20 protein-coding genes are annotated in these 21,465 nt (G+C 68.1%); 9 read left to right on the top strand and 11 right to left on the bottom strand.

Translation table 11 applies throughout. The features are described 5' to 3' along the window. Nucleotides 1-58: 58 nt before the first annotated feature. From ACGFX9_RS20950 to ACGFX9_RS20940, 3 genes are all read left to right on the top strand, one after another. Nucleotides 59-1,177 carry a hypothetical protein gene (locus ACGFX9_RS20950; RefSeq protein ID WP_393473737.1) on the top strand — a complete coding sequence of 373 codons (1,119 nt, stop codon included), beginning with the start codon at nucleotides 59-61 and terminating at the stop codon, nucleotides 1,175-1,177. Nucleotides 1,178-1,317: 140 nt separating this feature from the next. After that, a complete protein-coding gene (gene msrA / locus ACGFX9_RS20945; protein ID WP_393473735.1) occupies nucleotides 1,318-2,028 on the top strand; it encodes a peptide-methionine (S)-S-oxide reductase MsrA in 711 nt (236 codons plus the stop codon). Between the two features lie 324 nt (nucleotides 2,029-2,352). Beyond that, nucleotides 2,353-2,631 carry a hypothetical protein gene (locus ACGFX9_RS20940; RefSeq protein ID WP_393473732.1) on the top strand — a complete coding sequence of 93 codons (279 nt, stop codon included), beginning with the start codon at nucleotides 2,353-2,355 and terminating at the stop codon, nucleotides 2,629-2,631. 68 nt (nucleotides 2,632-2,699) lie between these two features. Here ACGFX9_RS20940 and ACGFX9_RS20935 read toward each other — a convergent pair whose 3' ends face one another. Beyond that, nucleotides 2,700-3,821 (bottom strand): helix-turn-helix domain-containing protein, encoded by a 1,122-nt coding sequence (locus tag ACGFX9_RS20935; RefSeq protein ID WP_393473728.1) that lies wholly within the window; start codon nucleotides 3,819-3,821, stop codon nucleotides 2,700-2,702. A gap of 303 nt (nucleotides 3,822-4,124) precedes the next feature. Here ACGFX9_RS20935 and ACGFX9_RS20930 point away from each other — a divergent pair, with 303 nt between their 5' ends. Then, complete coding sequence (locus tag ACGFX9_RS20930) at nucleotides 4,125-4,475, top strand: hypothetical protein (RefSeq protein ID WP_393473725.1); 351 nt, start codon at nucleotides 4,125-4,127, stop codon at nucleotides 4,473-4,475. Between the two features lie 410 nt (nucleotides 4,476-4,885). Here the strand turns inward: ACGFX9_RS20930 and ACGFX9_RS20925 are convergent, their stop codons facing one another. Then, complete coding sequence (locus ACGFX9_RS20925; RefSeq protein WP_393473723.1) at nucleotides 4,886-6,922, bottom strand: tetratricopeptide repeat protein; 2,037 nt, start codon at nucleotides 6,920-6,922, stop codon at nucleotides 4,886-4,888. Continuing rightward, a complete protein-coding gene (locus ACGFX9_RS20920; protein ID WP_393473720.1) occupies nucleotides 6,915-7,436 on the bottom strand; it encodes a hypothetical protein in 522 nt (173 codons plus the stop codon). The genes ACGFX9_RS20925 and ACGFX9_RS20920 overlap by 8 nt, the downstream gene beginning before the upstream one ends. 330 nt (nucleotides 7,437-7,766) lie before the next feature. Between ACGFX9_RS20920 and ACGFX9_RS20915 the strand changes: the two genes are divergently transcribed. Then, entirely contained in the window at nucleotides 7,767-8,426 is a 660-nt protein-coding gene (locus tag ACGFX9_RS20915) for an ATP-dependent Clp protease proteolytic subunit (protein WP_393473718.1), read from the top strand. A gap of 1 nt (nucleotide 8,427) precedes the next feature. Continuing rightward, entirely contained in the window at nucleotides 8,428-9,036 is a 609-nt protein-coding gene (locus ACGFX9_RS20910; RefSeq protein ID WP_393473715.1) for a ClpP family protease, read from the top strand. Nucleotides 9,037-9,050: 14 nt separating this feature from the next. Here the strand turns inward: ACGFX9_RS20910 and ACGFX9_RS20905 are convergent, their stop codons facing one another. Further along, complete coding sequence (locus ACGFX9_RS20905; RefSeq protein WP_393474017.1) at nucleotides 9,051-9,512, bottom strand: helix-turn-helix domain-containing protein; 462 nt, start codon at nucleotides 9,510-9,512, stop codon at nucleotides 9,051-9,053. Between the two features lie 223 nt (nucleotides 9,513-9,735). Between ACGFX9_RS20905 and ACGFX9_RS20900 the strand changes: the two genes are divergently transcribed. Next, the gene (locus tag ACGFX9_RS20900; protein WP_393473712.1) at nucleotides 9,736-10,539 is read left to right on the top strand and encodes an alpha/beta fold hydrolase; all 804 of its coding nucleotides are present in this window, start codon (nucleotides 9,736-9,738) and stop codon (nucleotides 10,537-10,539) included. Here the strand turns inward: ACGFX9_RS20900 and ACGFX9_RS20895 are convergent. Together ACGFX9_RS20895 and ACGFX9_RS20890 are read right to left on the bottom strand one after the other, a co-directional pair. Beyond that, complete coding sequence (locus ACGFX9_RS20895) at nucleotides 10,536-10,922, bottom strand: VOC family protein (RefSeq protein ID WP_393473710.1); 387 nt, start codon at nucleotides 10,920-10,922, stop codon at nucleotides 10,536-10,538. The two genes, ACGFX9_RS20900 and ACGFX9_RS20895, sit on opposite strands and share 4 nt — an antisense overlap. Nucleotides 10,923-11,111: 189 nt before the next feature. Further along, entirely contained in the window at nucleotides 11,112-11,624 is a 513-nt protein-coding gene (locus tag ACGFX9_RS20890) for a VOC family protein (RefSeq protein ID WP_393473707.1), read from the bottom strand. A 92-nt stretch (nucleotides 11,625-11,716) separates the two neighbouring features. On the opposite strand from ACGFX9_RS20890, the gene ACGFX9_RS20885 reads away from it, so the two are divergent. Beyond that, entirely contained in the window at nucleotides 11,717-12,541 is an 825-nt protein-coding gene (locus tag ACGFX9_RS20885; protein WP_393473704.1) for a helix-turn-helix transcriptional regulator, read from the top strand. Nucleotides 12,542-12,594: 53 nt separating this feature from the next. Here ACGFX9_RS20885 and ACGFX9_RS20880 read toward each other — a convergent pair whose 3' ends face one another. Next, nucleotides 12,595-13,653, bottom strand: a complete 1,059-nt coding sequence (locus ACGFX9_RS20880) for an NAD(P)-dependent alcohol dehydrogenase (protein WP_393473701.1) — start codon at nucleotides 13,651-13,653, stop codon at nucleotides 12,595-12,597. A gap of 118 nt (nucleotides 13,654-13,771) precedes the next feature. On the opposite strand from ACGFX9_RS20880, the gene ACGFX9_RS20875 reads away from it, so the two are divergent. Beyond that, the gene (locus tag ACGFX9_RS20875) at nucleotides 13,772-14,677 is read left to right on the top strand and encodes a helix-turn-helix transcriptional regulator (RefSeq protein WP_393473698.1); all 906 of its coding nucleotides are present in this window, start codon (nucleotides 13,772-13,774) and stop codon (nucleotides 14,675-14,677) included. A gap of 33 nt (nucleotides 14,678-14,710) precedes the next feature. On the opposite strand, the gene ACGFX9_RS20870 is transcribed toward ACGFX9_RS20875, so the two are convergent. From ACGFX9_RS20870 to ACGFX9_RS20855, 4 genes are all read right to left on the bottom strand, one after another. Beyond that, a complete protein-coding gene (locus ACGFX9_RS20870) occupies nucleotides 14,711-15,481 on the bottom strand; it encodes a group II truncated hemoglobin (protein WP_393473695.1) in 771 nt (256 codons plus the stop codon). 137 nt (nucleotides 15,482-15,618) lie between these two features. Continuing rightward, on the bottom strand, nucleotides 15,619-18,948 hold the full coding sequence (locus tag ACGFX9_RS20865; RefSeq protein ID WP_393473692.1) for a S8 family serine peptidase: 3,330 nt from the start codon (nucleotides 18,946-18,948) through the stop codon (nucleotides 15,619-15,621). A gap of 149 nt (nucleotides 18,949-19,097) precedes the next feature. Further along, the gene (locus ACGFX9_RS20860) at nucleotides 19,098-19,781 is read right to left on the bottom strand and encodes an ABC transporter ATP-binding protein (RefSeq protein WP_393473689.1); all 684 of its coding nucleotides are present in this window, start codon (nucleotides 19,779-19,781) and stop codon (nucleotides 19,098-19,100) included. Between the two features lie 59 nt (nucleotides 19,782-19,840). Next, nucleotides 19,841-21,337 carry an ABC transporter permease gene (locus ACGFX9_RS20855; RefSeq protein ID WP_393473686.1) on the bottom strand — a complete coding sequence of 499 codons (1,497 nt, stop codon included), beginning with the start codon at nucleotides 21,335-21,337 and terminating at the stop codon, nucleotides 19,841-19,843. Nucleotides 21,338-21,465 lie beyond the last annotated feature (128 nt).

Below are 21,465 nucleotides of genomic sequence, written 5' to 3'. Positions count from 1 at the left end.
CCCGACAAGTTCGGGACTGGTTCGCCAAGTGTCAGACCGGTCTGGTTCGCTTGTACTCATGGAGATTCTCTGGGCGCTGATGGCAGTGATCATGATCGGGGCGGTTCTTGGACCGTTCCTGCTGCGCAGGCGCGGCGGAATCCGGCAGGTGGCCCCCGGCTCGCCGGACGCCGCGGACCCCGCGGAGTACGGCTTCGCGCGCCAGGAGGAGCTGGACATCCGCATGCCGGGCCCTGACCACGACCTCCTGGACGTCCTGGACGTGGTCCAGCAGTCGCAGAGCTGGAAGGCGGCCTCGCAGCTGCTCGCGGGCACCGAGGTGCACGGCGAGGTGCGCTGGCAGCGTGTGCAGGCGTTCGCGGGAGCGGCCTCCCTGGAGCTTCAGCAGCGGCCCGGCGGGATCAGCGACAGCCCCGGCGGGCAGTGGCTGCGGGTGTGGCGGGCCGAGGCGCCCAAGGACGCGGGCGGGGCGGCGGTGCACGCGGAGTTCCTGGTCCAGCAGGCCTGGCGCTCCTCGACCTCCGGGACGGACGAGTTCCGGATCATCCTGGAGGAGGCGAAGGAAGCCTGCGCGCAGGCGGCGCTCCTCTCCCCCGGGGACCCGGTCCCGTACATCATCGAGCTCTCGATCGCCCGCGGACTCGCCTACCCGCGCGAGGAGTTCGAGCAGCTGTGGCTGAAGATCCTCGACCGCGCGCCCGCGCACATGGGGGCACATCTGGCGGCCCTGCACTACTGGTGCGAGAAGTGGCACGGCTCGCGCGACCTCGCGTACAACTTCGCGGAGGCCGCGGCGGCACGCTCGCCCAAGGGCTCACTCCTCGCCGCGCTCCCCCTCTTCGCGGTGTACGAACACCTGCCCGAGGTCAATCTGGTCCGCGGTTTCTACGCGAGCGAGGTCGTGACCAAGGCCGTGGAGGGCGCGCTCTACGCGGTGCACTCAGCGCGCCCGGACGACCCGATGCTGGCGCATGTGCGGCACCTCCTGGTCTTCTTCCTGGTGCGGTGCGAGCGCTGGGCGGAGGCGATGAACCAGCTGATCCATGTGGACGGCCACGTCGGCGCCCTGCCCTGGACCGTCTCCTCCGACCCGGCCGCGGACTACGCGGTGTACCGCGCGCTCGCGGTGGCGGGGTACGAGGCGAACGGCGGCAGCCCGGCGACGCTGTCGCACTGAGGCGGCGCCGCATCCCGGCTGCCCGGCATCCCGGGCAGAGGAATGCGGCTCCCCTCGCGCACGTTGACGTAAAAGCCACGCACCGCACCGCACCGCACCGCGTACGCCCCGCCCCGCCCCGCTCCAGGAGGACAGCCCCCATGCTCTTCGGCCGCACGCCCGAGCTCCCCACCCCCGAGCAGGCCCTGAAGGGCCGCGCGACCCCCGAATTCGAGGTCCCGTCCCGCCACACGGTCCTCGGCAACCCGCTGCTCGGCCCCTACCCGGACGGCCTGGAGATCGCGGACTTCGGGCTCGGCTGCTTCTGGGGAGCGGAGCGGAAGTTCTGGCAGACGGAGGGCGTCTGGACGACGTACGTCGGCTACCAGGGCGGTTCCACGGAGAACCCCTCCTACGAAGAGGTCTGCTCGGGCCTGACCGGCCACGCAGAGGTGGTCCGCGTGGTCTTCGACCCCACCCGCGTCTCGTACGCATCGCTCCTGAAGCTCTTCTGGGAGTCCCACAACCCGACGCAGGGCTTCCGCCAGGGCAACGACGTGGGCACGCAGTACCGCTCGGCGATCTACACGCACTCCTCGGACCAGGAGGCGGCAGCGGTGGCATCCCTCGACGCCTACCAGCAGGTCCTCACCTCCGCGGGCCACGGCACGATCACGACGACGATCCTCCCGGCGGCCCCCCGCCCGTTCTGGCCGGCCGAGGGATATCACCAGCAGTACTTGGACAAGAACCCCGACGGCTACTGCGGCATCGGCGGCACGGGCCTCCAGCTGGACAGCCCGTCGGAGACGAACTGGGGCCGGGCCTGCCCTACGGGGATCGCGCCTGCGCCTCAGGCCTCAGAGCAGTAGGCCTTCAGAGTCCCGCTCGACCCGACACGCTGCGCCGCCGACTGTGAGTCAGTACGGCGGCACAGGCGTTCTACGTATCGATCAAGTGCCGTAACTGCGCAAGGCCCTAGCCGTCCTGAAGCCTTATTCGGCCATACCGCCGGCTTACTGCATGAATCATCAACCGCATCGCCACGATTACAGACATGGCGACTTCGGGGGCAAGAGGCAGTCTGCTTGGCGGTCTAGGGCAATGGTGGGGCGTCTTGGCTGGCGCCCCCCCTACTCATCGCCGCGTGGATCAATGAGGCAGCGGGCCCGGCGGCGATCGTCACCCTGTCCGCCGTGGTCCTCCTCTGGTCCTTCTTCCAAGCCCCGGTGACCTGCGGAGCTCCGGTCAGAGGACGGATGGACGGCTGCCGCAACAACGCAACCGGCATCCTCATGGGCTGCCATATCCATCAGCATCGATGGCAGAAGCTCAAGATGCTGATCTTTCGGCGGCGAGTACGTGAGTTCTGCTCTGGGCTGTTCTCAGACGGCAAGGGGACCCTCGTCACGTTGGCAGCAGCGGGCAGTTTTCTGTCCGGGCTGGTGGCACTGATACCTGGCGTCGCCGTCTGACGTGCTCCGGGTACCACGTGCCCTCCGTGAGCGCACACCGGTCCAGTCGCCGAGAGCGAGCGGCTGCCTCAGGGAGTGATCGTTGCGACTGTGTCCCGGACAAGAGCCGAGAGCCCCACAGGAACTGAAGCTCCTTGATCGACCACTTGCAGTGCATCCCGCAACAGGAGACGATTCCGACCTGAGCTGATGACGTCCAGAAGAGGCAAGATCTTGTGGATCTCTTCCTCAACCTCTTTCCACGCTTTTCCTTGCGCGTAACTCCGCACAAGCTCAATGCGGTAGAGCATGGCACCCCTCGGTGTGGCGCGTTCGAGCGCCTCATGAAAGGTGGGGATAGCCGAACCCAGATCGCTGAGGCTCAAGAAGGCATGCCCCGAATGCCCTCTTACCTCTTGCTGGTTCACCCACCATGTCCACTCTGGGTCTCGCGGATCCAGGGAATGCTCAAGCCCTCCACGGGCCGCACTCAGGTCGACCAAGGCGCGCTGACGTTCCCCTATCTGTGCGAGTGCCCTACCGCGCCTTACGCGTGCGAGCAGTGCCACGCGTGGAGGAATTCGGCGCTGTGACAAGACCTCATCAGCAATACGGAGAACTCCTCCGGGCCGATCTCGCTCCGTGTCGAGCATGGCGAGCATGTCCAGGGCAAACCACTCAAGAGCCCGTTCCCCGGCGTGACGGGCCAGCATGTGCGATTCGAGAAATGCGTTGCGGGCGGCACCGTGCTCACCAGCATCGAAGAGAAGCCATCCAGCGACTTCGGCTGCTTCCGAGACGGCGGCCAGGTAGCGTCGCTGTGCCGCGTCCGGGATCTCTCCGGCATCAAGCTTGCGTTGGGCAGAGCGCCAAACTTGAACTGCGACGGGCGCCACGGAATCCCCGCCGTACTGGTCGGCGTGCCTGAGCGTGAACGTAGCACTCTCTTTTATGTGCGAGATATCCGAATCCGGACCGCTGGACTCAAGTACTGCAACTGGACTTCCCGCTGCGGCCAACTGCACCAATTCCCCGTCAGCCTGAAGGAAATCATCCAGCATTTCAGCTAATTGGACGGAAGGGCGCTGACGGCCATTGGAAACACGAGACAGATAGGCCACGTTGTAGTTGAGCGCACGAGCAGTGCCGCGCAAGCTCATCCCTCTGTCCGTGAGGAGTGCGCGGAGCTTGAACCCGAAGTCGGCGCTCATGTGCTTCCCCTGGTGTTGACCGTGTTCTCCAGCGTAGCTGTCAACGGCTGTCAACTCCCGCTGGTGCACATCCGATGGCAAGGATGGCGAGACAGACCCCGGCGACCGTGCGACCGGCCCCGGGGCATGGCCAACGCTGAAAAGGAGCGTCAACATGCCGGACCGTATCGCCCGGGTTGCCAAGCCGTCGTTACGGCTTCCCCCTACCCCTTCGGGGTGCCTCCCAGCCCCCGAGTTGGCTTCATCCGCCCCACTCCTGGAGGCCACCCGCCCCCGGCTGATCTATGGGGCGGAGGTGACGGCGTGAGGAATCAGACGCGGGTGCTGCCGTGGACGACGCCGGAGGGAAACCCCTGCGTTCTGGTGGGGCCGGGCACGGGCTTCATGTCGCGGATGGCTGACAACATCGAGAGTGTCCAACTGGGCATGGCCGGTGATCTCCTCGGGCACGCGGCGGACACGATCTCCGATCCCAACTCCACACCTGAGGAACTCCGCTTTGTGGCGGCCCGGTTGACCGAGTCTCTCCGGGAGGTTCACCGGATCGCAGAGAGCCGAGGCGATCGCTTGTCCTCACTCGATGACCCTGACGTAGACGACGTCGACGACAGCGACGACGAAGGGCCGCAGCTACCGGCGGAGGCGTTCGGGTGAGCGGGGGCGGCGTTACGCGGGGCCGTTTCGTACCGCTCGAATGGACGCTGGCGGCCATACCTGCGATGGGCATGCGTCATGTCGGCAAGTGCCTTGTCTGTCGTGAGCGCTCGGTGGAAACGGCCGATCCGGATGAGGCGCAGTTGTGGTGTCTCAGGCACGCGGGCATGACGCGTCATGCTGGCTATGAGCTGACGGCGTTCCAGTTCTTCGGCGCCACGATCACTGATTCTGCGGTGTGCGAGGAGAGTCCGCCGAAGTAGAGCAGGGCGGGACTGGCGTGGCCTCACTCGTCAGCTGAGGTCACGAGGGCCATACGCTCGCCAGCGGATCGGGCAGTCGCTCGGAGCCTGCCCGCACGAGCCGGTCGGCGGGAGTTCCCAAGCCCTCAACGATAGAAGGGTAATTCCCTACAACAGAGCAAGAACTTCACTCTTCGGCGACGAACCCTGCTGCAGCTCCTCAACAGACTCTTGCACACTTTCAATTGATGCTTGGATACCCGGCAGGGTCAGACTTAGGTAGGGGTCAGTTCGGTGCGCGATTGACTCATGCGCAAACTCTGCCGGTTCTGCAACGTCTGCGATAACTGGGTTCGAATTTTCCTGGCCGGTGGCCTGGTCGTGGAGGTCTTCACTCTCGTCCGCCCGCCCCGATTTGCGGAGAAGAATGGCGAGGTTATGGGCGGCCTTGGGGTGGCCTTGGTCGATCGCCTGGCGGTAGAAACGCTCAGCCTCCTCCGCCCGTCCCGTTCTGTGCAGGTGGATGGCAAGATTGTGGGCGGCTTCGGGATAGCCTTGGTCGATCGCTTGGCGGTAGAAGCTCTCAGCCTCCTCCATCCGCCCCAAATGGTGCAGGAGGATAGCGATATTGTTGGCTGCGTGCGGATCGTCTTGGTCGATCGCCTGGCGGTAGAAACGCTCAGCCTCCTCCACCTGCCCTGAGTTCTTCAGGAGGTTGGCGAGGTTATTGGCTGCGTCCGGGTGGCCCTGGTCGATGGCCTGACGATAGAAGCCCTCGGCCTCCGACGTCCGCCCTGAGTCCTCCAGGAATAGGGCGAGGTTATGAACAGCGTATGTGTCGCCTTGGTCGACAGCCAGGCGGTAGAAGCCTTCAGCCTCGTCCGCTCGCTCTGATTCCTCCAGCAGGATGGCGAGCCTGTTGGCTGCACCGGCATCGCCCTGATCGGCGGCCAGGCGATAGAAGGGCTCAGCCTCCTGCGTCCGGCCCAGACCCTTCAAGAGAGCGGCGAGGCAGTTGGCAGAGCGTGAGTCACCTTGGTCGATCGCCTGGCGATAGAAACACTCGGCCTCACCCACCCGCCCCGAATTATGCAGAAGAACCGCGAGGTTGTGAGCGGCTTTAGGATCCCCTCCCTCAACAGCCAGACGGAAGAAGCGCTCAGCCTCCTCCACCCGCCCAGAACACCTCAAGAGAATGGCGAGGTTGTTGGCAGCACCGGCATCGCCCTGGCCGGCAGCCAGGCGATAGAAGGGCTCAGCCTCCTCCGCCCGCCCCGAATTCGTCAGCAGGAAGGCAAGACTGAAGGTAGCCTTCAGGTCTCCCTGGTCGACAGCAAGGCGGTAAATGCACTCAGCCTCCTCCATTCGACCGGTGTTTTTCAGAAGGATGCCGAGGTTGTTGGCAGCGCCTGCGTCTCCCTGATCGACAGCCAGGCGGTAAAAGTGCTCAGCCTCCTCTTTCCCCGCATTATGCAGAAGAACCGCGAGGTTGTGAGCGGCTTTAAGATCCCCTCCCTCAACAGCCAGACGGAAGAAGCGCTCAGCCTCCTCCACCCGCCCAGAATCTAGCAACAGGTTGGCGAGGTTCTTGGCTCCGAGAGGGTCGTGTTGGGCGATGGCTCTGCGGTAGAAGTGTTCAGCCTCCTCCACCCGCCCAGAACGCTTCAGAAGGATGCCGAGGTTATTGGCTGCGCGTGCGTCATCTTTTTTGATGGCCAGGCGGTAGAAAGACTCAGCCTCCTCCATGTCCCCACGGTTATGCAGTAGAATTGCTAGGGGATTTGCCGCTTTCCAAATACCTTGCTCAATGCACTGCCGATATAATTTTTCGGACAGGCCTACGCTCCCACTGGCCGCCAAGGCGTTGACAGCCTTAACGGCAGTATCCCCATCCCCTCGCGAATATGCGTCACAGTAGAGATTCTCCATTTCCTGTGCGTCGCCCGGCTTAGTTTTACCTGATAGGCTTTCAATGCTTTCGCCGACTCTGAGCGCCTGGCGGTAGAGCTCCTCAATTTCCTCGGCCTCTTTCACAGCGGTCACGTAGTCGACTTCCGTCAAGTCGATCCGAAATACCGCGGCGAGAAATCGACCTTTCCAGGTGTAGCGGTGACTGGTCCGCAGAAATGGCTCCCCCAGAGGTGCATGAAAGTCCCTCTTTGCCACCACGCCAACTCGCTTCCAAAAGCTGCCGCCATCAACCACCGAGATTCGCCTCCCCTGCCACCCTGCCCTCTTCCGAAATTTCAGGAAGTCTACAGCTCTCCGCGGCATTCACATTTTCATCCGGCTTGGGTTCACGTTCACCCGAGGCCTGGGGGTCGTGAGTAGAATCTACGGCGTCAGCGGAAGCGGACGGAGCTATCTGATGCGGCAATCGCTGGGCAGCTATCATACCGTTGACTGATTTGCTATTTACCAGGTACGTAAGCATCGCCGGGGCGGAAATACCCAGAAGGAAGGCAGCCCATGCACTTTCCATTTGGTGCGTTGCCGCAAAAAGAACTCCTACTCCCCCTCCGATGAGCGCCTGCAAGGCTGCCGCAGAGATCTCGCAAGATACTTCATAGTACTCCGACCACGCCGGTCGATCTATTTTGTTTTTCTTTTGCCTCAAATGCTTCCTGCACGCGTCGCGCCACGCCATGGTTTGCTCGTAGGCGTCAAGTAATCCCCGCACCGACCCGCCAGCTGCTGCGATCACGGCAAGATCCCACATTTGCCCGCTCCCTCCCCCGGAAGTGAGTATGCCACCGGGGGCCGCAGCTCAAGCGAAACAACTCGGATTCCCTTGTCCTGAAGGCGTTGATCATCCGGGTGGAAATGACGGGGGACGATCTTATGGAGACCTGAGTTGCTTCTGTGGATCAACGGCCTCTTCGGGCAACCCACCACCCCGGGGGCGGGGCCGTGCCCCTCTGCCGTCAGCGAATCTGCTGCGGGCCGATAACCCTTACCCGGCGGGGGCCGGGGTCCGAAGGTGGTGGGGCAGGAACAGCGCGGCCGGCCGTCAGGTGGGCCGCCGCCCCACCGTCAGGAGGACGCACCGATGTCACCACTCGGCAATGGCTGGAACCCCGCCCTCGTACCCCGCGCCTCCGAAGGCGATACACCCTCGTCCCAGTTCGACGACCACCTCGCCGCACGGCTGCTGACCCAGCGGATCGTCTTCCTCGGCACCCAGGTCGACGAGGTCTCGGCGAACCGGGTCTGCGCGCAGATTCTGCTGCTGTCCGCCGAGGACCCGCGGACCGACATCAGCCTCTACATCAACAGCCCCGGCGGCTCCGTCACCGCCGGGCTCGCCATCTACGACACCATGCAGCTCATCCCCAACGACGTGTCGACCCTCGCGATGGGATTCGCCGCCAGCATGGGGCAGTTCCTGCTGAGCGTCGGTACCGCGGGCAAGCGGTACGCCCTGCCCAACGCGCGGATCATGATGCACCAGCCCTCCGCGGGCATCGGCGGCACCACCGCCGACATCGCCATCCAGGCCGAGAACCTGGAGTTCACCAAGAAGGCCGTCGAGCGGATCACCGCCGAGCACACCGGGCAGACCGAGGAGACCATCTCCCGCGACGGCGACCGCGACCGGTGGTTCACCGCCGAACAGGCCAAGGAGTACGGGATGGTCGACCGCGTTCTCGATTCGCTCGCCGACGTGCGGCCGGCCACGACCAAGCCGCGCATGGGACTGGGGGTCTGACATGAGCCAGTACACGATTCCGACCGTCGTCGAGCGCACTCCGCAGGGCGAGCGCGCGTACGACATCTACAGCCGTCTGCTCTCCGAGCGGATCATCTTCCTCGGGACCGAGATCGACGACGGCGTGGCCAACGTCGTCATCGCCCAGCTGCTCCACCTGGAGTCCTCGAACCCCGAGCGCGAAGTCGCCATCTACATCAACTCCCCCGGCGGATCGTTCACTTCGCTCATGGCCATCTACGACACCATGAGCTTCATCAGCGCCCCGATCTCCACGTTCTGCGTGGGCCAGGCCGCCTCCACCGCCGCCGTACTGCTCGCCGGGGGGAATCCCGGGCGGCGGTTCGTGCTGGAGCACTCGCGCGTGCTGCTCGGCCAGCCCGCGAGCGGCGGGCAGCAGGGGACGGTCTCCGACCTCACCCTCCAGGCCAAGGAGATGGTGCGGATCCGCTCGCAGGTGGAGGAGGTGCTGTCCCGTCACTCGGGGCACGACATCGCCACCCTGCGCGCGGACATGGACCGCGACAAAGTGTTCACCGCGGAGGACGCGGTGGCGTACGGGCTGGCCGACGAGGTGCTCAGCCGGCGGATGCTGGCCGCCGCGGCCTGACCGCCGGGAATCCCCTACGCCGCCAGGCGGATGTCTCCCTGGCGCGGGCGCGTCGGCTGCGCGTGGCGGGTCAACTCGGTCTGGGCCAGGGAGAGGAGATCCGCCAGGCTCAGGCCCAGCGCACGGGCGCCGGCCGCGAGGACTTCGGACGAAGCCTCCTTGCGGCCGCGCTCCAGCTCGGAGAGGTACGGCATCGAGATGCGGGCCGCGTCGGCCACGTCCTTGAGCGTGCGCTCCTGCGCGAGGCGCTCGCGACGCAGCACGTCACCGACCACGTCCCGCCACAGGGGCTCTTTCTCCGCCGGGGGTACGGGAGTTGTGCGGAGGGGGGCTGTGCTTGCGGGGCCGGTGCGTGCGGGGGCCTCACGGTGCGGGGCCGTCCTTGTCGCGTGCGGGCGCGGGCGCAGGGGGATGACGCGGGCCTGCCGCTCGGTCCACCGGCCCTGCTCCGGCCCCTGGCCGCGCTCGCCGTCCACCTTGAGGTCCCGCTCGTGGCTGCTCACCCCCTCAGGGTAGGAGCCGCCACGGCTTCCCGGCAGCGATCAGCGTTCTGCCCCCGGCGAAATCGCCTCAGACCCTGATGCCCTCACGCCCTCACGCCCTCGCACCCTCACGCCAGGACCCCCGTGCCGCCGCCCCCGCGGGGGCGGGACATCCCGGTATCCCAGGCCAGGGCCGCGGGTCGCTACCGTTCGCCCCATGCCCCTCGCTGAAGCCGCCGACGGCACCGCCCTGCACTACGAAGTCCACGGCTCCGGCCGCCCCCTCGTCCTGCTCAGCGGGCAGTCCAACAGCCACCGCTGGTGGGACCCCGTGCGCGACGATTTCGCCGCCGCGCACCAGACCCTCGTACTCGACTGGCGCGGCACCGGCGCGAGCGGGCGCCCCGACACCGACAGCTACAGCACCCCCGGCTTCGCCCGCGACGTCATCGCGGTCCTCGACCATGCCGGGATCGACCGCGCCCACGTGTACGGCACGTCCATGGGCGGCCGGGTGGCGCAGTGGATCGCCGCCGATCACCCGGAGCGGGTCGACCGGCTCGTGCTCGGCTGTACGTCGCCGGGGGCGCCGCACGGCGTCGAACGCGGGCCCGAGGTGCGCGGCGCCCTCGGTCAGCCGGACGTGGCGGCGGCCCGGCGGGCACTTCTTGAGCTCATGTACACGCCGGGCTGGATCGCCGAGCGCGAGAACGGCCCCGAGGAGCCCGTGTTCCACACCCTCGGCGATCCCGGCATGCCCCCGCACGCCCGCCGCCGCCATCTGCGCGCCAGTGCCCGCCATGACTCCTGGGACGCGCTGCCACGGATCGCGGCGCCGACTCTCGTCGTGCACGGCACCGCCGACACGTTCAATCCGACCGCCAACGCGCCCCTGCTGACCGAGCGCGTCCCCGGGGCCCGGATGCGGTTGATCCCGGGCGCTCGGCACGCCTACTTCGAGGAGTTCGCGGAGGTCGCGACGCCGCTGGTGCTCGACTTCCTGGCGGAGAACGGTGCCTAGCTGCCGCTCCCGTACGGCTTCGTCAGGATCTCCAGGATGTGGCCGTTCGGGTCGTCGAAGTAGGCGCCGCGGCCGCCGTCGTTGGTGTTGATCTCGTTGACGATCTTGTGGTGCGGGTCGGCCCAGTAGGTGAGGCCCGCGTCCTTGATGCGGCCGAAGATGGTGTCGAACTCGTCCTCGGAGACCAGGAAGGCGTAGTGCTGCGGTGTGATGGGGCCGCTGCCACCGTCGCCGTAGTCAAGCGTCACGCCGTTGGGGATGTTGACGGGGATGAACGGACCGTACTGGGGCTCCACTTGGAGGCCCAGGATGTCCGCGAGGAACTGGGCGGACGCCTTCTTGTCCTTGGCGGCGACGATGGTGTGGTTGAGCTCGATGGACATCCTGCGACCTCTTCCTGCGTCTGACGTGCGGCCCGTGCTGATGTCCTCGACACTAGGCACGGGCCGCCCGCCCCGCATCGGTCACGAGGCACCCCACCTGGTGGGCAATGCGGCCTAGGGCCACGGGACGAGGCGCCTTTCGGCCACGTTCGGCCCCGTTCGGCCACGCTCGGCCACGCTCGGCCACGCTCAGCGGCCGTCCGGCGTCGGGCGGTGCTCGACGTACTCGATGACCGTGCCGTCTGGGTGCCGGGCGGAGAACCCCGTGCCCGTCGGCACCGTCTTCGGTCCTTCGGTGATCTCAGCCCCCGCGGCTTTCAGGCGCTCCAGGTACGGCTGGACGCTGTCCACCAGAAGCGTGCCCGCTGTGTCGAGGAAGGGGGCGAGCCCCTCTTCCGTCCCCTCGATCAGAAGGAAGCCGCCGACCGCGGCGAGCGCCAGCTCCAGGTCGGGGTAGGTGAACCACATGTCCCGCTCCACGCCGAGCAGTTGCTCGTAGAAGGCGGTGACGGACTCCAGCGTGCCGGGGCCGGTGAAGACCCGGACGAAAGTGCGGGGCGCGGTCAGTCCGGAGGAGTCGGTGGACCGGCGCCACAGGACGGCGCCGTCTGAGGGATGCCGCGGGGAGTGAGGGGGCTGCGGGGAGTGAGGGGGCTGCCGGGAGTGAGGGGGCTGCGCGGAGTACTGCTCGGTTTCAGGCATGCGTTCAGCCTCGCGGCGCCCGACTCGCGCAGCCAGTACGCCGTTCATGGGGTGACCGGCAGTCACAGGATGACGGTCGTACGCTGACCGGTATGACCACCGCCGAAGAGACCGCCAGGCGCGGCGAGCTGGGTACGTTCCTGCGTGCGCACCGCGAGCGTCTCTCGCCGGACGAGGTCGGACTCCCCGCCACGCCACGCCGCCGCACTCCGGGGCTGCGCCGCGAGGAGGTCGCCGCGCTCTCCGGGGTAGGCGTCGCCTGGTACACGTGGCTGGAGCAGGGCCGCGTGGACACCTCGCGCCAGGTGCTCGACGCGGTGAGCCGCACCCTGCGTCTCGACGGTGACGCGCACCGCCATGTGCTCGCCCTCGCGGGGTTCGCGGCGCAGGAGGCGGCCGGGGGTGCCGGTAGCGATGCGGGCGCCGCAGAGGCCAACCTCCGCGACATGATCGGCAGTTGGCCGGACTCCCCGGCCCTCGTCCTGGCCCCGGACCTCACGATCACCGCGTGGAACACCGCGTACGCCGCCCTGTGGCCCGACCCCGGCGATTACCCCGCCGAGCGGCGCAACCTCCTGCTCCTGCTCATCGGCGACCCAGCCCACCAGCGCCTCCTGCCCGCCTGGGAGCCCTTCGCGCAGAGCCTGCACCGCCACTTCCGCACGCACGCGGACACCCTCCCCCGCGATGCGCGCGTCCAGGACCTGACCGAACGCCTGCACAGCACGCGGCCCGACCTCGCGCACTGGTGGGCGTGCCGGTCGGTGGGCGGTTTTCTGCCTCGTACGATCGAAGTCGCGTCCCCCGAAGGGGAGTTGAGGCAGTACACCGTGGCCCTGCTGAACCCCGGTGGTTCCGCCGGTCACGTCCTTGTTCACACGCCGCGCATCCGGGCCGCCATGGCCGCCGGGCCGTAGTCGGGCGGTTGCGCCCGAGGCAATGCCTCGGGCGCAACCGGATGACCAAGCCCTCAGATGGTGGCCGCGTCGATCACGAAGCGGTAGCGCACATCGCTGGCCAGGACCCGCTCGTACGCCTCGTTGATCTGGTCGGCGTTGATCAGCTCGATCTCCGAGCCCAGGCCGTGCTCGGCGCAGAAGTCCAGCATGTCCTGGGTCTCCTGGATGCCGCCGATCATGGAGCCCGCGAGGGTCTTGCCGCCGCCGATCACGGAGAACAGGTTGAGGGAGACCGGCTCCTCGGGGGCGCCGACGTTCACGAAGGCACCCTCCGAGCGCAGCAGGCCCAGGTACTTGTCCAGGGGCAGCGGCGCGGAGACCGTCGAGAGGATGACGTCGAAGGTGCCCGCGAGCTGCTCGAAGGTGGCGTCGTCGCTGGTGGCGTAGTAGTGGTCGGCGCCCAGGCGCAGGCCGTCGTCCTTCTTGCGCAGGGACTGCGAGAGGACGGTCACCTCGGCGCCCATGGCGTGGGCGATCTTGACGCCCATGTGGCCGAGACCGCCGAGGCCCACGACGGCGATCTTCTTGCCGGGGCCGGCGTTCCAGCGCTTGAGCGGGGAGTACGTGGTGATGCCCGCGCACAGGAGCGGCGCGGCGACGTCCAGGGAGAGGCCGTCGGGGATGCCGACGGTGAAGGCCTCGTCGACGACGACGTGCGAGGAGTAGCCGCCGTAGGTCGGCTCGCCGTCCTTGCCGAGGCCGTTGTACGTCGGCACGTTGCCCTGGAGGCAGTACTGCTCAAGGCCGGCCTTGCAGTTCTCGCACTCGCGGCAGGAGTCGACCATGCAGCCGACGCCGACGCGGTCGCCGACGGCGAACTTGGTGACGGCGGAACCGACCTCGGTGACGACACCGGCGATCTCGTGACCCGGGACCATCGGGAAGATGCCCTCGCCCCAGCCGTCGCGGGCCTGGTGGATGTCCGAGTGACAGATGCCGGCGTACTTGATGTCGATCAGTACGTCGGTCGCGCCCACCGGGCGGCGCGGGACGGTGGTCCGCTCCAGGGGGGCCTTGGCGGACGGGGCGGCGTAAGCGGAAACGGTGGTGGTGCTGGTCTGTGCGGTCATGGCATCAACCGTGCCAGGCCCGTGGACATCTACCCAGGTCACGGCTCTGCCTACGTCCAGCGGTCCTACTACTGGCGGGGACAGGCTCGTATGCGTACGACCCGGGATACTGGAAGGCATGGACCAGCCGACACCCGCCCCCGCCCCCGAGCCCCTCGACGGCCGCGCCGAGCTCAGTGAGTTCCTGCGCACCCGCAGGGCGCGGCTGCAGCCGGAGGACGTCGGCCTGCCGAACTTCGGGCGCCACCGGCGGGTGCCGGGCCTGCGCCGCGAGGAGCTGGCGCAGCTCGCGGGGGTGTCCGTGGCGTACTACACCCGCCTTGAGCAGGGCAACGGCCGCAATGTCTCGGGTGAGGTCCTGGACGCGATCGCGCGCGCCCTGCGTCTCACGGACGCCGAGCACGCCCACCTGACGCACCTGGCCAAGCCCAAGCAGCACAAGAAGAAGCGGGCGGCCCGTCCCCAGCACGTGCGGCCCGCGCTGCTCCAGCTCATGGACACGATGGACGGCGTACCCGCCTATGTGGTGGGCCGCCGCTCGGACGTGCTCGGCTGGAACCGCATGGCTGCCGCGCTCTTCGGCGACTGGGGCGCCCTGGCGCCCGAGCAGCGGAACTGGGCGCGGATCTGCTTCCTGGACCCCGCGTCGCGCGAGCTGTTCGTGGACTGGGAGCAGAAGGCGTCGGACATCGTGAGCTTCCTGCGGATGGAGGCGGGCTGCTTCCCGAACGACCCGCTGCTTTCGGCCCTGGTCGGCGAGCTCTCCGTGAAGAGCGAGGAATTCCGCGGGCTGTGGGCCACGCATGACGTCAAGGAGAAGAGCCACGGCGTCAAGCGGATGCATCACCCGCTGGTGGGCGATCTGACCTTGTCGTACGAGACGCTGCGCCTGCCGGACGACCACGACCAGTCACTGGTGACGTACCACGCGCAGCCGGACTCGGCGTCGGCGCAGGCCCTGCGGCTGCTGGCCAGCTGGGGAGCGGACGCGACGCGCGCGGGCGCGGCGGGCGCCGGGAAGTAGGCCCCTCCCCCGCGCCGGGCCGCGTCCCGGGCGTCACGGCTGGTACGGCGGCGCCGCCCCCCAGTTCCACAGCGGCACCGGCTGGTCGGTGGGCCGGGTCGCGTCCGGCCCCGAGAAGTAGACCGCGAGGCGGGTGCCCCACTCGACGTAGGCGAGGAAGGCCGAGCGGAACTCGGCGTCCGTCGGAAGGCCCGCGTCGTCCGCCGCGTCCTGCATCAGGTTGACCCAGCGGCGGCGCTGCGGTTCGGTGATGCCCTTGCCGAGGTGCTTTCCCACCATCTGGGAGTGGCCGCCGTGCTCCTGGGAGTAGGCCGCGGGGCCGCCGAAGACCTCGCCGAGCCACTGGGCGACGTGCCGGGCGTGCTCGGCGGGCAGGCCCTCGAAGAGCGGGGCGAGGAGGTCGTCCCCGAGGACCTTCTCGTAGAAGATCTCCGTCAGGCGCTCGAAGTTCTCCTCGCCGCCCGCCCAGGTGTACAGGGTCGGCGTCGACGCGCCCGTGCCGCGCACGGCGGTGGGGGTGTAGTGGCGCATCTCCTCGATGTTCTCGACGTACGGACGGATCTCCGCGAAGAAGTCCCGGAAGAGCTCCGAGCCGCGGAAGCCCTCCAGGTGGTCCTTGGTCGACGTCCAGGTGATACGGAGGATGAAGTGCTCGAAGTCCTCCTCGCAGCGCGTCAGTTCGTAGTCGACGCACTGCGGGGCCGCCGCGAGCGGGACGGCGGCGCGGGTGTACGCGGAGAGGAACTCCGCGGAGCGCTCGGGGGGTATTCGGTAGCGGATGTACTCGACGGTGTGGGCGGTCATGTGGGCACCTTCGCGCCAACTGGCGGTGTGCGCACGGAAGTTCGCTGTACGCGTAGGAGCCGAACTCAGCGGCCCCGCCCGCAGCGGTTCACACCGCCACGAACGGGGCCCATTGAAGCGCGCGTGCTACGGCTGACTCACTTGCCGTAGTACGCGTTGTAGATCGACAGCGTCGACTTGTTCCCCTTCTTGTCCGTGATCTTGGCGTGGAAGGAGATCCCCTTGCCCGCGGCCGGGTTCTTGACCTTGATCTTGCCGCCGCTGACGGTGGCCTTCTCCCAGGTCTGGCCGTAGTCGTAGGAGACGTACGCGGCAAGGGACTTGAGGTTCGCGCCCGCCGCGGCGCCCTGCACCGTCACCGGCACGGCCTGGGTCTCGCCCGCCTTGGCCTTGCTGCTCAGGTCGACCGCCGCGCCGAACCGCGCCGTGGAGACCGGCAGCTTCGCGTTGTCGGCCTTCTTGGAGCGGAACGTCCAGCTCGCGTCGATGCGCGTGGAGGCCGCGGCCACCTTGACGCTGCGCTTCACGGACGTCGACAGCTTGTACTCGGCCTCGGCCGCGGGGACCTTGAACGTGGCGCCGCCGGCCAGCGGGTCGTCGTTCTCGCCGATCTTGGTGGAGCCCTTGTAGAGGGTCGTCTTCACCGACGAGTAGAGCGAGGAGCCCACGTGCGTCTTGCCGTCGGCGAACAGCGCCAGATAGCCGCCGATCTCGTTGCCCTGGCGTGAGACTCCGTACTCACCGCCGATGCGCGGCCCGAAGACGGCCGTGTTGAACGTCTTCTCGTAGCTCTTGCCCGCCGCGAACTTCTGCGCCGCGCCCATCGAGTAGACCGCGTCGACGATCGGCCAGCCGTCCGGGTCGAGCCCGGCCTGCTGCTCGAAGTCCAGGTTCCACTCCACGCCGCCCGCCGTGGACAGGTACAGCGTCCGGGCGCCGGGCAGCGACTGCGGAACGCCTATCGAGGAGCCGCTCGAACTGCCGGGGAGGAAACCCAGGGCGCTGAGCGCGCCCTTCTTGCCCGTGGCCGAAGCACCCAGGTTCGCCTTCACCGTGGCAAGTTCGGACGCCTTGTAGTGCTTGGTGTATCCGGCGGCGAGCTGCTTGACCTTGCCTCCGAGCACGGTGTCGTACTCGGCGTCCTCACCCTTGGTCCAGTGGCTGTCCCACTGCTGGTACAGCGAGCCGTCGGTGATCTGCGGGCCCACGTGCGCCGAGCGGAAGTTGGTGTACGAGTCGAGGAACCAGCCGAAGGAGTAGCTGGCGCGCGGCACGTCCACCGTGAAGTCGGCGGAGGCGAAGGACGGCTTGGCGTCCGCCGACGGGACCGTGATGTCGACCGGCTTCGTCGTACGGGCGTCCAGCGTCACCGTCGTGTCCTTGGTGACGCTCAGCTTCGGCTGGGCGATCCAGTCGGCGCCCTTGGTGAAGTCCTCCGGGTCGGCGTACATGCCGGTGTTGAGCACGTAACCGCCCTTGGGGACACGGAGCTTGACCGTGCCGGACGCGTCGTACGGGTTGAAGGACTTGTCGGTGGCGAGCCCGGAGACACCCTCCAGGTCGCTGTCGTAGTACTTCGGGGCCTGTCCGTCGCGCCCGATGTGCTTCAGGGTCAGCTCATAGGACTGGACCTCACGCTCGACCGCGGCGCCCGTGCGGACGGACTGCCCGCCGCCGCTCGCCACGACATACGCGGAGTACGCGCCGTCGACCGTGCCGCCGAGCTTCGTGTCGGTGGTCAGGTCGACCGCCGCCGTGCCGCCCGCGGGAACCTTCACGGTCTTCGCGCCGAGCTTGAAGAAGCCCGCGGGGGCCGGAGCGCCCTTCGGGTTCATGCCCGTCACCGTGAGGTCGAGGGTGACGTCCTCCTTGCCGAGGTTCTTGTACGTCACCTTCTTCGTGGTCGGCTTGTCGTCCGTGTGCGGCCACTGCTGGGTGTCGAAGCCGACGGAGACCGGCTCGGCGATCACCGACTGCTTGATGGCCTTGTCGACGGCGATACGGCCCGAACCCTGCTCGAACGGCGTGTACTTGCCGCCCTTCGCGGAAGCGGTCAGCGCGCCCTTGAGCTCGGCGTACTTCCAGTCCGGGTGCTGCTGCTTGAGCAGCGCCGCGGCGCCTGCCACGTGCGGCGTCGCCATCGACGTACCGGAGATCGTCAGATATCCCTCGGGCTTCTGGCCGACCTCCTTGTCGATGACGCTGCCGGGGGCCGCGGCGGCCGTGATGTCCACGCCGGGCGCGGTCACGTCGGGCTTGATGGCGCCGTCGCCGACGCGCGGGCCCTGGCTCGAGAATTCGGCGAGCTTGTCGTTGTCGTCGACCGCGCCGACCGTGAGGGCCGCGTCCGCGCTGCCCGGGGAGCCCACGCTGCCGGGGGCTCCGTCGTTGCCCGCCGCGATCGCGAAGAGGATGCCCTTGTCCGCGGAGAGCTTGTTCACCTCGGCTTCGAGCGGGTCGATGCCGGGGGCGTCGCCGCCGCCCAGGCTCAGGTTGACGATGTCGGCGCCCTGGTCGGCCGCCCACTCCATGCCCGCGATGATCCCGGAGTCGTCACCGGAGCCGGTGTCGTCGAGGACCTTGCCGTTCAGGAGCTTGGCGCCGGGCGCGACTCCCTTGAGCTTGCCACCGGACTTCGCGCCGGTACCGGCCGCGATGGAGGCGACGTGCGTGCCGTGGCCGAAGTGGTCCTTGGCGTCCGCCGCCGCGGTGAAGTTCTTCTCGCCGACGACCTGGTCCTTGAGGTCGACGTGCGTGTTGTCGACGCCGGTGTCCAGGACGGCGACCTTGACGCCCTTGCCGTCGAAGCCGGCCGCCCACGCCTTGTCGGCGCCGATCTGCGGCACGCTCTTGTCGAGGCTCGCCTTGCGGACGCCGTCCAGCCAGACGCGGTTGACGCCGGCTGCCGTGGCGCCGCCCTTGTCGGCGATCAGCGCGGACCACAGGTCGGTGGCGTCCTGCTTCGGGGTGGTGATGGCGTCGGCGTTCAGGGACTTCAGGGTCCTGCGGACCTCTGTGTCCCCGGCGCCGCGGACGTCGGCCCTGGCCCCGGCGGCGGCGCCCTTGTAGCCGACGATCAGCTTGAGGCCCTTCTTCTGGGCCCTGCGGTTGTCCTTCTTGCTCAACTCGGTCACGTCGAACAAGCGCTGGTCGAGCTTGCCGTTGGCTATCAGACGCTGCGCGTCGGCCGGTATCACGAGCGTGTGACCGCCCGCGCGCTTGGTCTGTACGGGGATGCCCTCCCGCCCCTTGGCCCGCTCGAAGCCGGTGACCCGGCCCTTGGCGTTCACGGTGACGCGGTCACCGGTGATGAGCGTGATCCGGTGCACGGTCTGCTGCGCCGCCGACTGTCCGGTCAATGCCGGTGCGTCCGGCGACTGCTTCGCCGCCGAAGCCGGGCTGGTCATGCCCGCGGCTAGGGCCACGGCCGCCGCCGTGGCGATCGTGGCCCCGTAGGCTCTCTTCACTTTTGTGCGCAACTCTCCCCCTGGAGGTCAAAGGGGCTTCCGCCCCTGGACGAGGAAGTATTGCCCAAGGTCGAACATCTGCTCAATAGTGCGTCAGAAGTGATGAGTTGGTGGAGGAGGGGCGGGTGCCTCACTCCGGTGACGGGTGCCTACGAACCCGCGTTCTCCGTGACCTTGATCCTTCCGCCCCTGATCGTCGCGAGCCGCGGCGCCTTCCGCGCGATCGCGCTGTCGTGCGTGACCATCACGAACGTCAGGCCGTGCTCCTTCCAGAGCCCTTCGAGCAGCTCCATGATCTCGTCGCGCATGGACTCGTCGAGGTTGCCGGTCGGCTCGTCGGCGAGCAGCACCTTGGGGTTCTTGACCAGGGCGCGGGCGATGGCGACGCGCTGCTGCTGGCCGCCGGAGAGTTCGACGGGGAGGTGGCTGCGGCGTTCGCCGAGGCCCACGGACTCCAGTGCGTCGGCGGCGCGTTCGCGGCGGTCGGCCGCGCCGAGACCCAGCGGGACGAGCGCGGTCTCGACGTTCTCCTGGGCGTTGAGCGTGGGGATGAGGTTGAAGGACTGGAAGACGAAGCCGATGGACTCGGCGCGGACCTTGGTCAGCCGTGCCTCGGGCAGCGCGGCCAGATCCACCCCGTCGAGCTCGACGCTGCCGGACGTCGGACGGTCGAGCCCGCCGAGCATCTGCAGGAGCGTGGACTTGCCGCCACCGGTCGGACCCTGGATGACGAGCCGGTCGCCGTCGCCGATGGACAGGTCGACCCCGGCGAGCGCGTCGACGGTCTCCTTGCCCCTGCGGTACTGCTTGGTGACGCCTTTGAGCTGATACATGCTGTGACTCCTGCGATGCGTAAGGGGGTTGGCGGCTCGGTCGGGGTAACTGGAGCCGCCTACTCGACGCGGCGCAGGGCGTCCGCGGGCCGCAGCCGCGAGGCACGCCAGCCGCCGAAGGCGCCCGCGATGAGACCACCGGCCACGGCGAGGCCGACGGCGAGCGCGATGGTGGTGGCGCTGACCGGTGCGGTGAGCGAGATGTCCAGCGCCTTGGACGCCGACTGCCCGAACGCGCCGCCGGGACCGCCGCCGGGACCGCCGCCGGGACCGCCGCCCATGCCACCGCCGCCCGACTGACCGCCCGCCGAGCCGAGCTGGGCCGTCAGCGTGGGGCTGATCACCGTCACCGCGTACGCGCCGCCGAGGCCGACGGCTATCCCGAGCACTCCGCCCACCAGACTGTTCACGATGGCCTCGCCGACGACCTGCCGGGTGACACGGCCGCTCTTCCAGCCCAGCGCCTTCAGCGTGCCGAACTCCCGTACGCGGCGGCTGACCGCCGACGAGGTCAGCAGACCTGCGACCAGGAACGCCGCGACGAGCACGGCTATGGAGAGCCACTTGCCGACGCTGGACGCGAGGTCGGACGCGGTGGAGAGCGAGCCCGAGACGGTGTCGGCGAGGTCCGCCGACGTGGTCACGGTCGTCCCGGAGACGTTCTTCTGGATGGCGCTCTTGACCGCGCTGATCTGCTGCGAGTCGGCGGCCTTGACGTACACCGTGGTGATCTTGTTCTTCGAGTCGGCGAGGGTCTGGGCGCGCCTGAGCGGGAGGTAGAGGTTGGCCGCGGCGTCCCCGCTGTCGGGCGTCGCGATGCCGACGACCTTGATCTTGGTGCCGGAGATCGTGACGGTGTCGCCCACGGAGAGCTTCTTCTCCTTGGCGTACGAGGAGTCGGCGACGGCCACCTTGGCGGCGGACTCCGACGCCGTGAACGTACGCCCCTTGCTGATCCTGGAGGAGGTCAGCGGGCCCAGGTCGAGCTTGGCGACGTCGGTGCCGTACACGCTGTAGGAGTCGACGTCGAAGTCGGCGCCGCCGCCACGCACCTTCCCTTCCTGCTGCTGGGCGCTGCCGCCTGGCGGCTGCGCCTTACCGGTGGACCCCGGGGCCCTCTCGAACTCGCCCCGCTCGAACTGGCCGTTGACCTTCATCACCTGGAGGCTGAGACCGCCGACGGCGTCGGCGACGCCGCTCTGGCCCGCGACCTTGGTGACGGTGGACGAGGACAGCGTCTCGAAGCCCTGCACCATGACGCGGTCGCTGCTCTGCTCCTTGCCGTCGCCGTCGTCGGCGTCCTTCGCGTCGAACTTGAAGCGTGGGCGTCCGGTCCGGGCATCGCCCTCCTTGGCGGGAGTGGCCGCCTTGGTCACGGTCATGTCGGTGCCGAGCCCATAGAGCGACTCAAGGACCTTGCCCTGCGCCTGCTTCATGCCGGACGACACGGAACTGACCACGATGACAAGGGCGATACCGAGCGCGAGTCCGGAAGCCACGACGAGGGCCGCTTTTCTGCGGCGGCGCAGCTCGCGCCTCAAGTAGGTGAAGAACATGTGCGTGAAGCTAGGTACGCGCCGTGATGAACGGATAAGGGCGGCATAAGAGAAGGATGAGAAGCCTGAACGGCGGCGGCCCGCACCCCCGTTGAGGGGTGCGGGCCGCGGGCCTGCTGCTTCGTGCG

The organism is Streptomyces sp. NPDC048436 (assembly GCF_043200355.1).
GTDB lineage: Bacteria > Actinomycetota > Actinomycetes > Streptomycetales > Streptomycetaceae > Streptomyces.
The sequence above is the reverse complement of the archived record's forward strand: the minus strand, read 5'-3'. Positions and strand labels throughout refer to the sequence as shown.

What these genes read in the sequence shown, in the direction of transcription:
- ACGFX9_RS20895 (WP_393473710.1), bottom strand. Translation starts at nt 10,922, where the DNA reads ATGTCCATCGAGCTCAACCACACCATCGTCGCCGCCAAGGACAAGAAG.
- ACGFX9_RS20915 (WP_393473718.1), top strand. Translation starts at nt 7,767, where the DNA reads ATGTCACCACTCGGCAATGGCTGGAACCCCGCCCTCGTACCCCGCGCC.
- ACGFX9_RS20885 (WP_393473704.1), top strand. Translation starts at nt 11,717, where the DNA reads ATGACCACCGCCGAAGAGACCGCCAGGCGCGGCGAGCTGGGTACGTTC.
- ACGFX9_RS20950 (WP_393473737.1), top strand. Translation starts at nt 59, where the DNA reads ATGGAGATTCTCTGGGCGCTGATGGCAGTGATCATGATCGGGGCGGTT.
- ACGFX9_RS20900 (WP_393473712.1), top strand. Translation starts at nt 9,736, where the DNA reads ATGCCCCTCGCTGAAGCCGCCGACGGCACCGCCCTGCACTACGAAGTC.
- ACGFX9_RS20920 (WP_393473720.1), bottom strand. Translation starts at nt 7,436, where the DNA reads ATGTGGGATCTTGCCGTGATCGCAGCAGCTGGCGGGTCGGTGCGGGGA.
- ACGFX9_RS20860 (WP_393473689.1), bottom strand. Translation starts at nt 19,781, where the DNA reads ATGTATCAGCTCAAAGGCGTCACCAAGCAGTACCGCAGGGGCAAGGAG.
- ACGFX9_RS20855 (WP_393473686.1), bottom strand. Translation starts at nt 21,337, where the DNA reads ATGTTCTTCACCTACTTGAGGCGCGAGCTGCGCCGCCGCAGAAAAGCG.
- ACGFX9_RS20870 (WP_393473695.1), bottom strand. Translation starts at nt 15,481, where the DNA reads ATGACCGCCCACACCGTCGAGTACATCCGCTACCGAATACCCCCCGAG.
- ACGFX9_RS20880 (WP_393473701.1), bottom strand. Translation starts at nt 13,653, where the DNA reads ATGACCGCACAGACCAGCACCACCACCGTTTCCGCTTACGCCGCCCCG.
- ACGFX9_RS20875 (WP_393473698.1), top strand. Translation starts at nt 13,772, where the DNA reads ATGGACCAGCCGACACCCGCCCCCGCCCCCGAGCCCCTCGACGGCCGC.
- ACGFX9_RS20890 (WP_393473707.1), bottom strand. Translation starts at nt 11,624, where the DNA reads ATGCCTGAAACCGAGCAGTACTCCGCGCAGCCCCCTCACTCCCGGCAG.
- ACGFX9_RS20935 (WP_393473728.1), bottom strand. Translation starts at nt 3,821, where the DNA reads ATGAGCGCCGACTTCGGGTTCAAGCTCCGCGCACTCCTCACGGACAGA.
- ACGFX9_RS20910 (WP_393473715.1), top strand. Translation starts at nt 8,428, where the DNA reads ATGAGCCAGTACACGATTCCGACCGTCGTCGAGCGCACTCCGCAGGGC.
- msrA (WP_393473735.1), top strand. Translation starts at nt 1,318, where the DNA reads ATGCTCTTCGGCCGCACGCCCGAGCTCCCCACCCCCGAGCAGGCCCTG.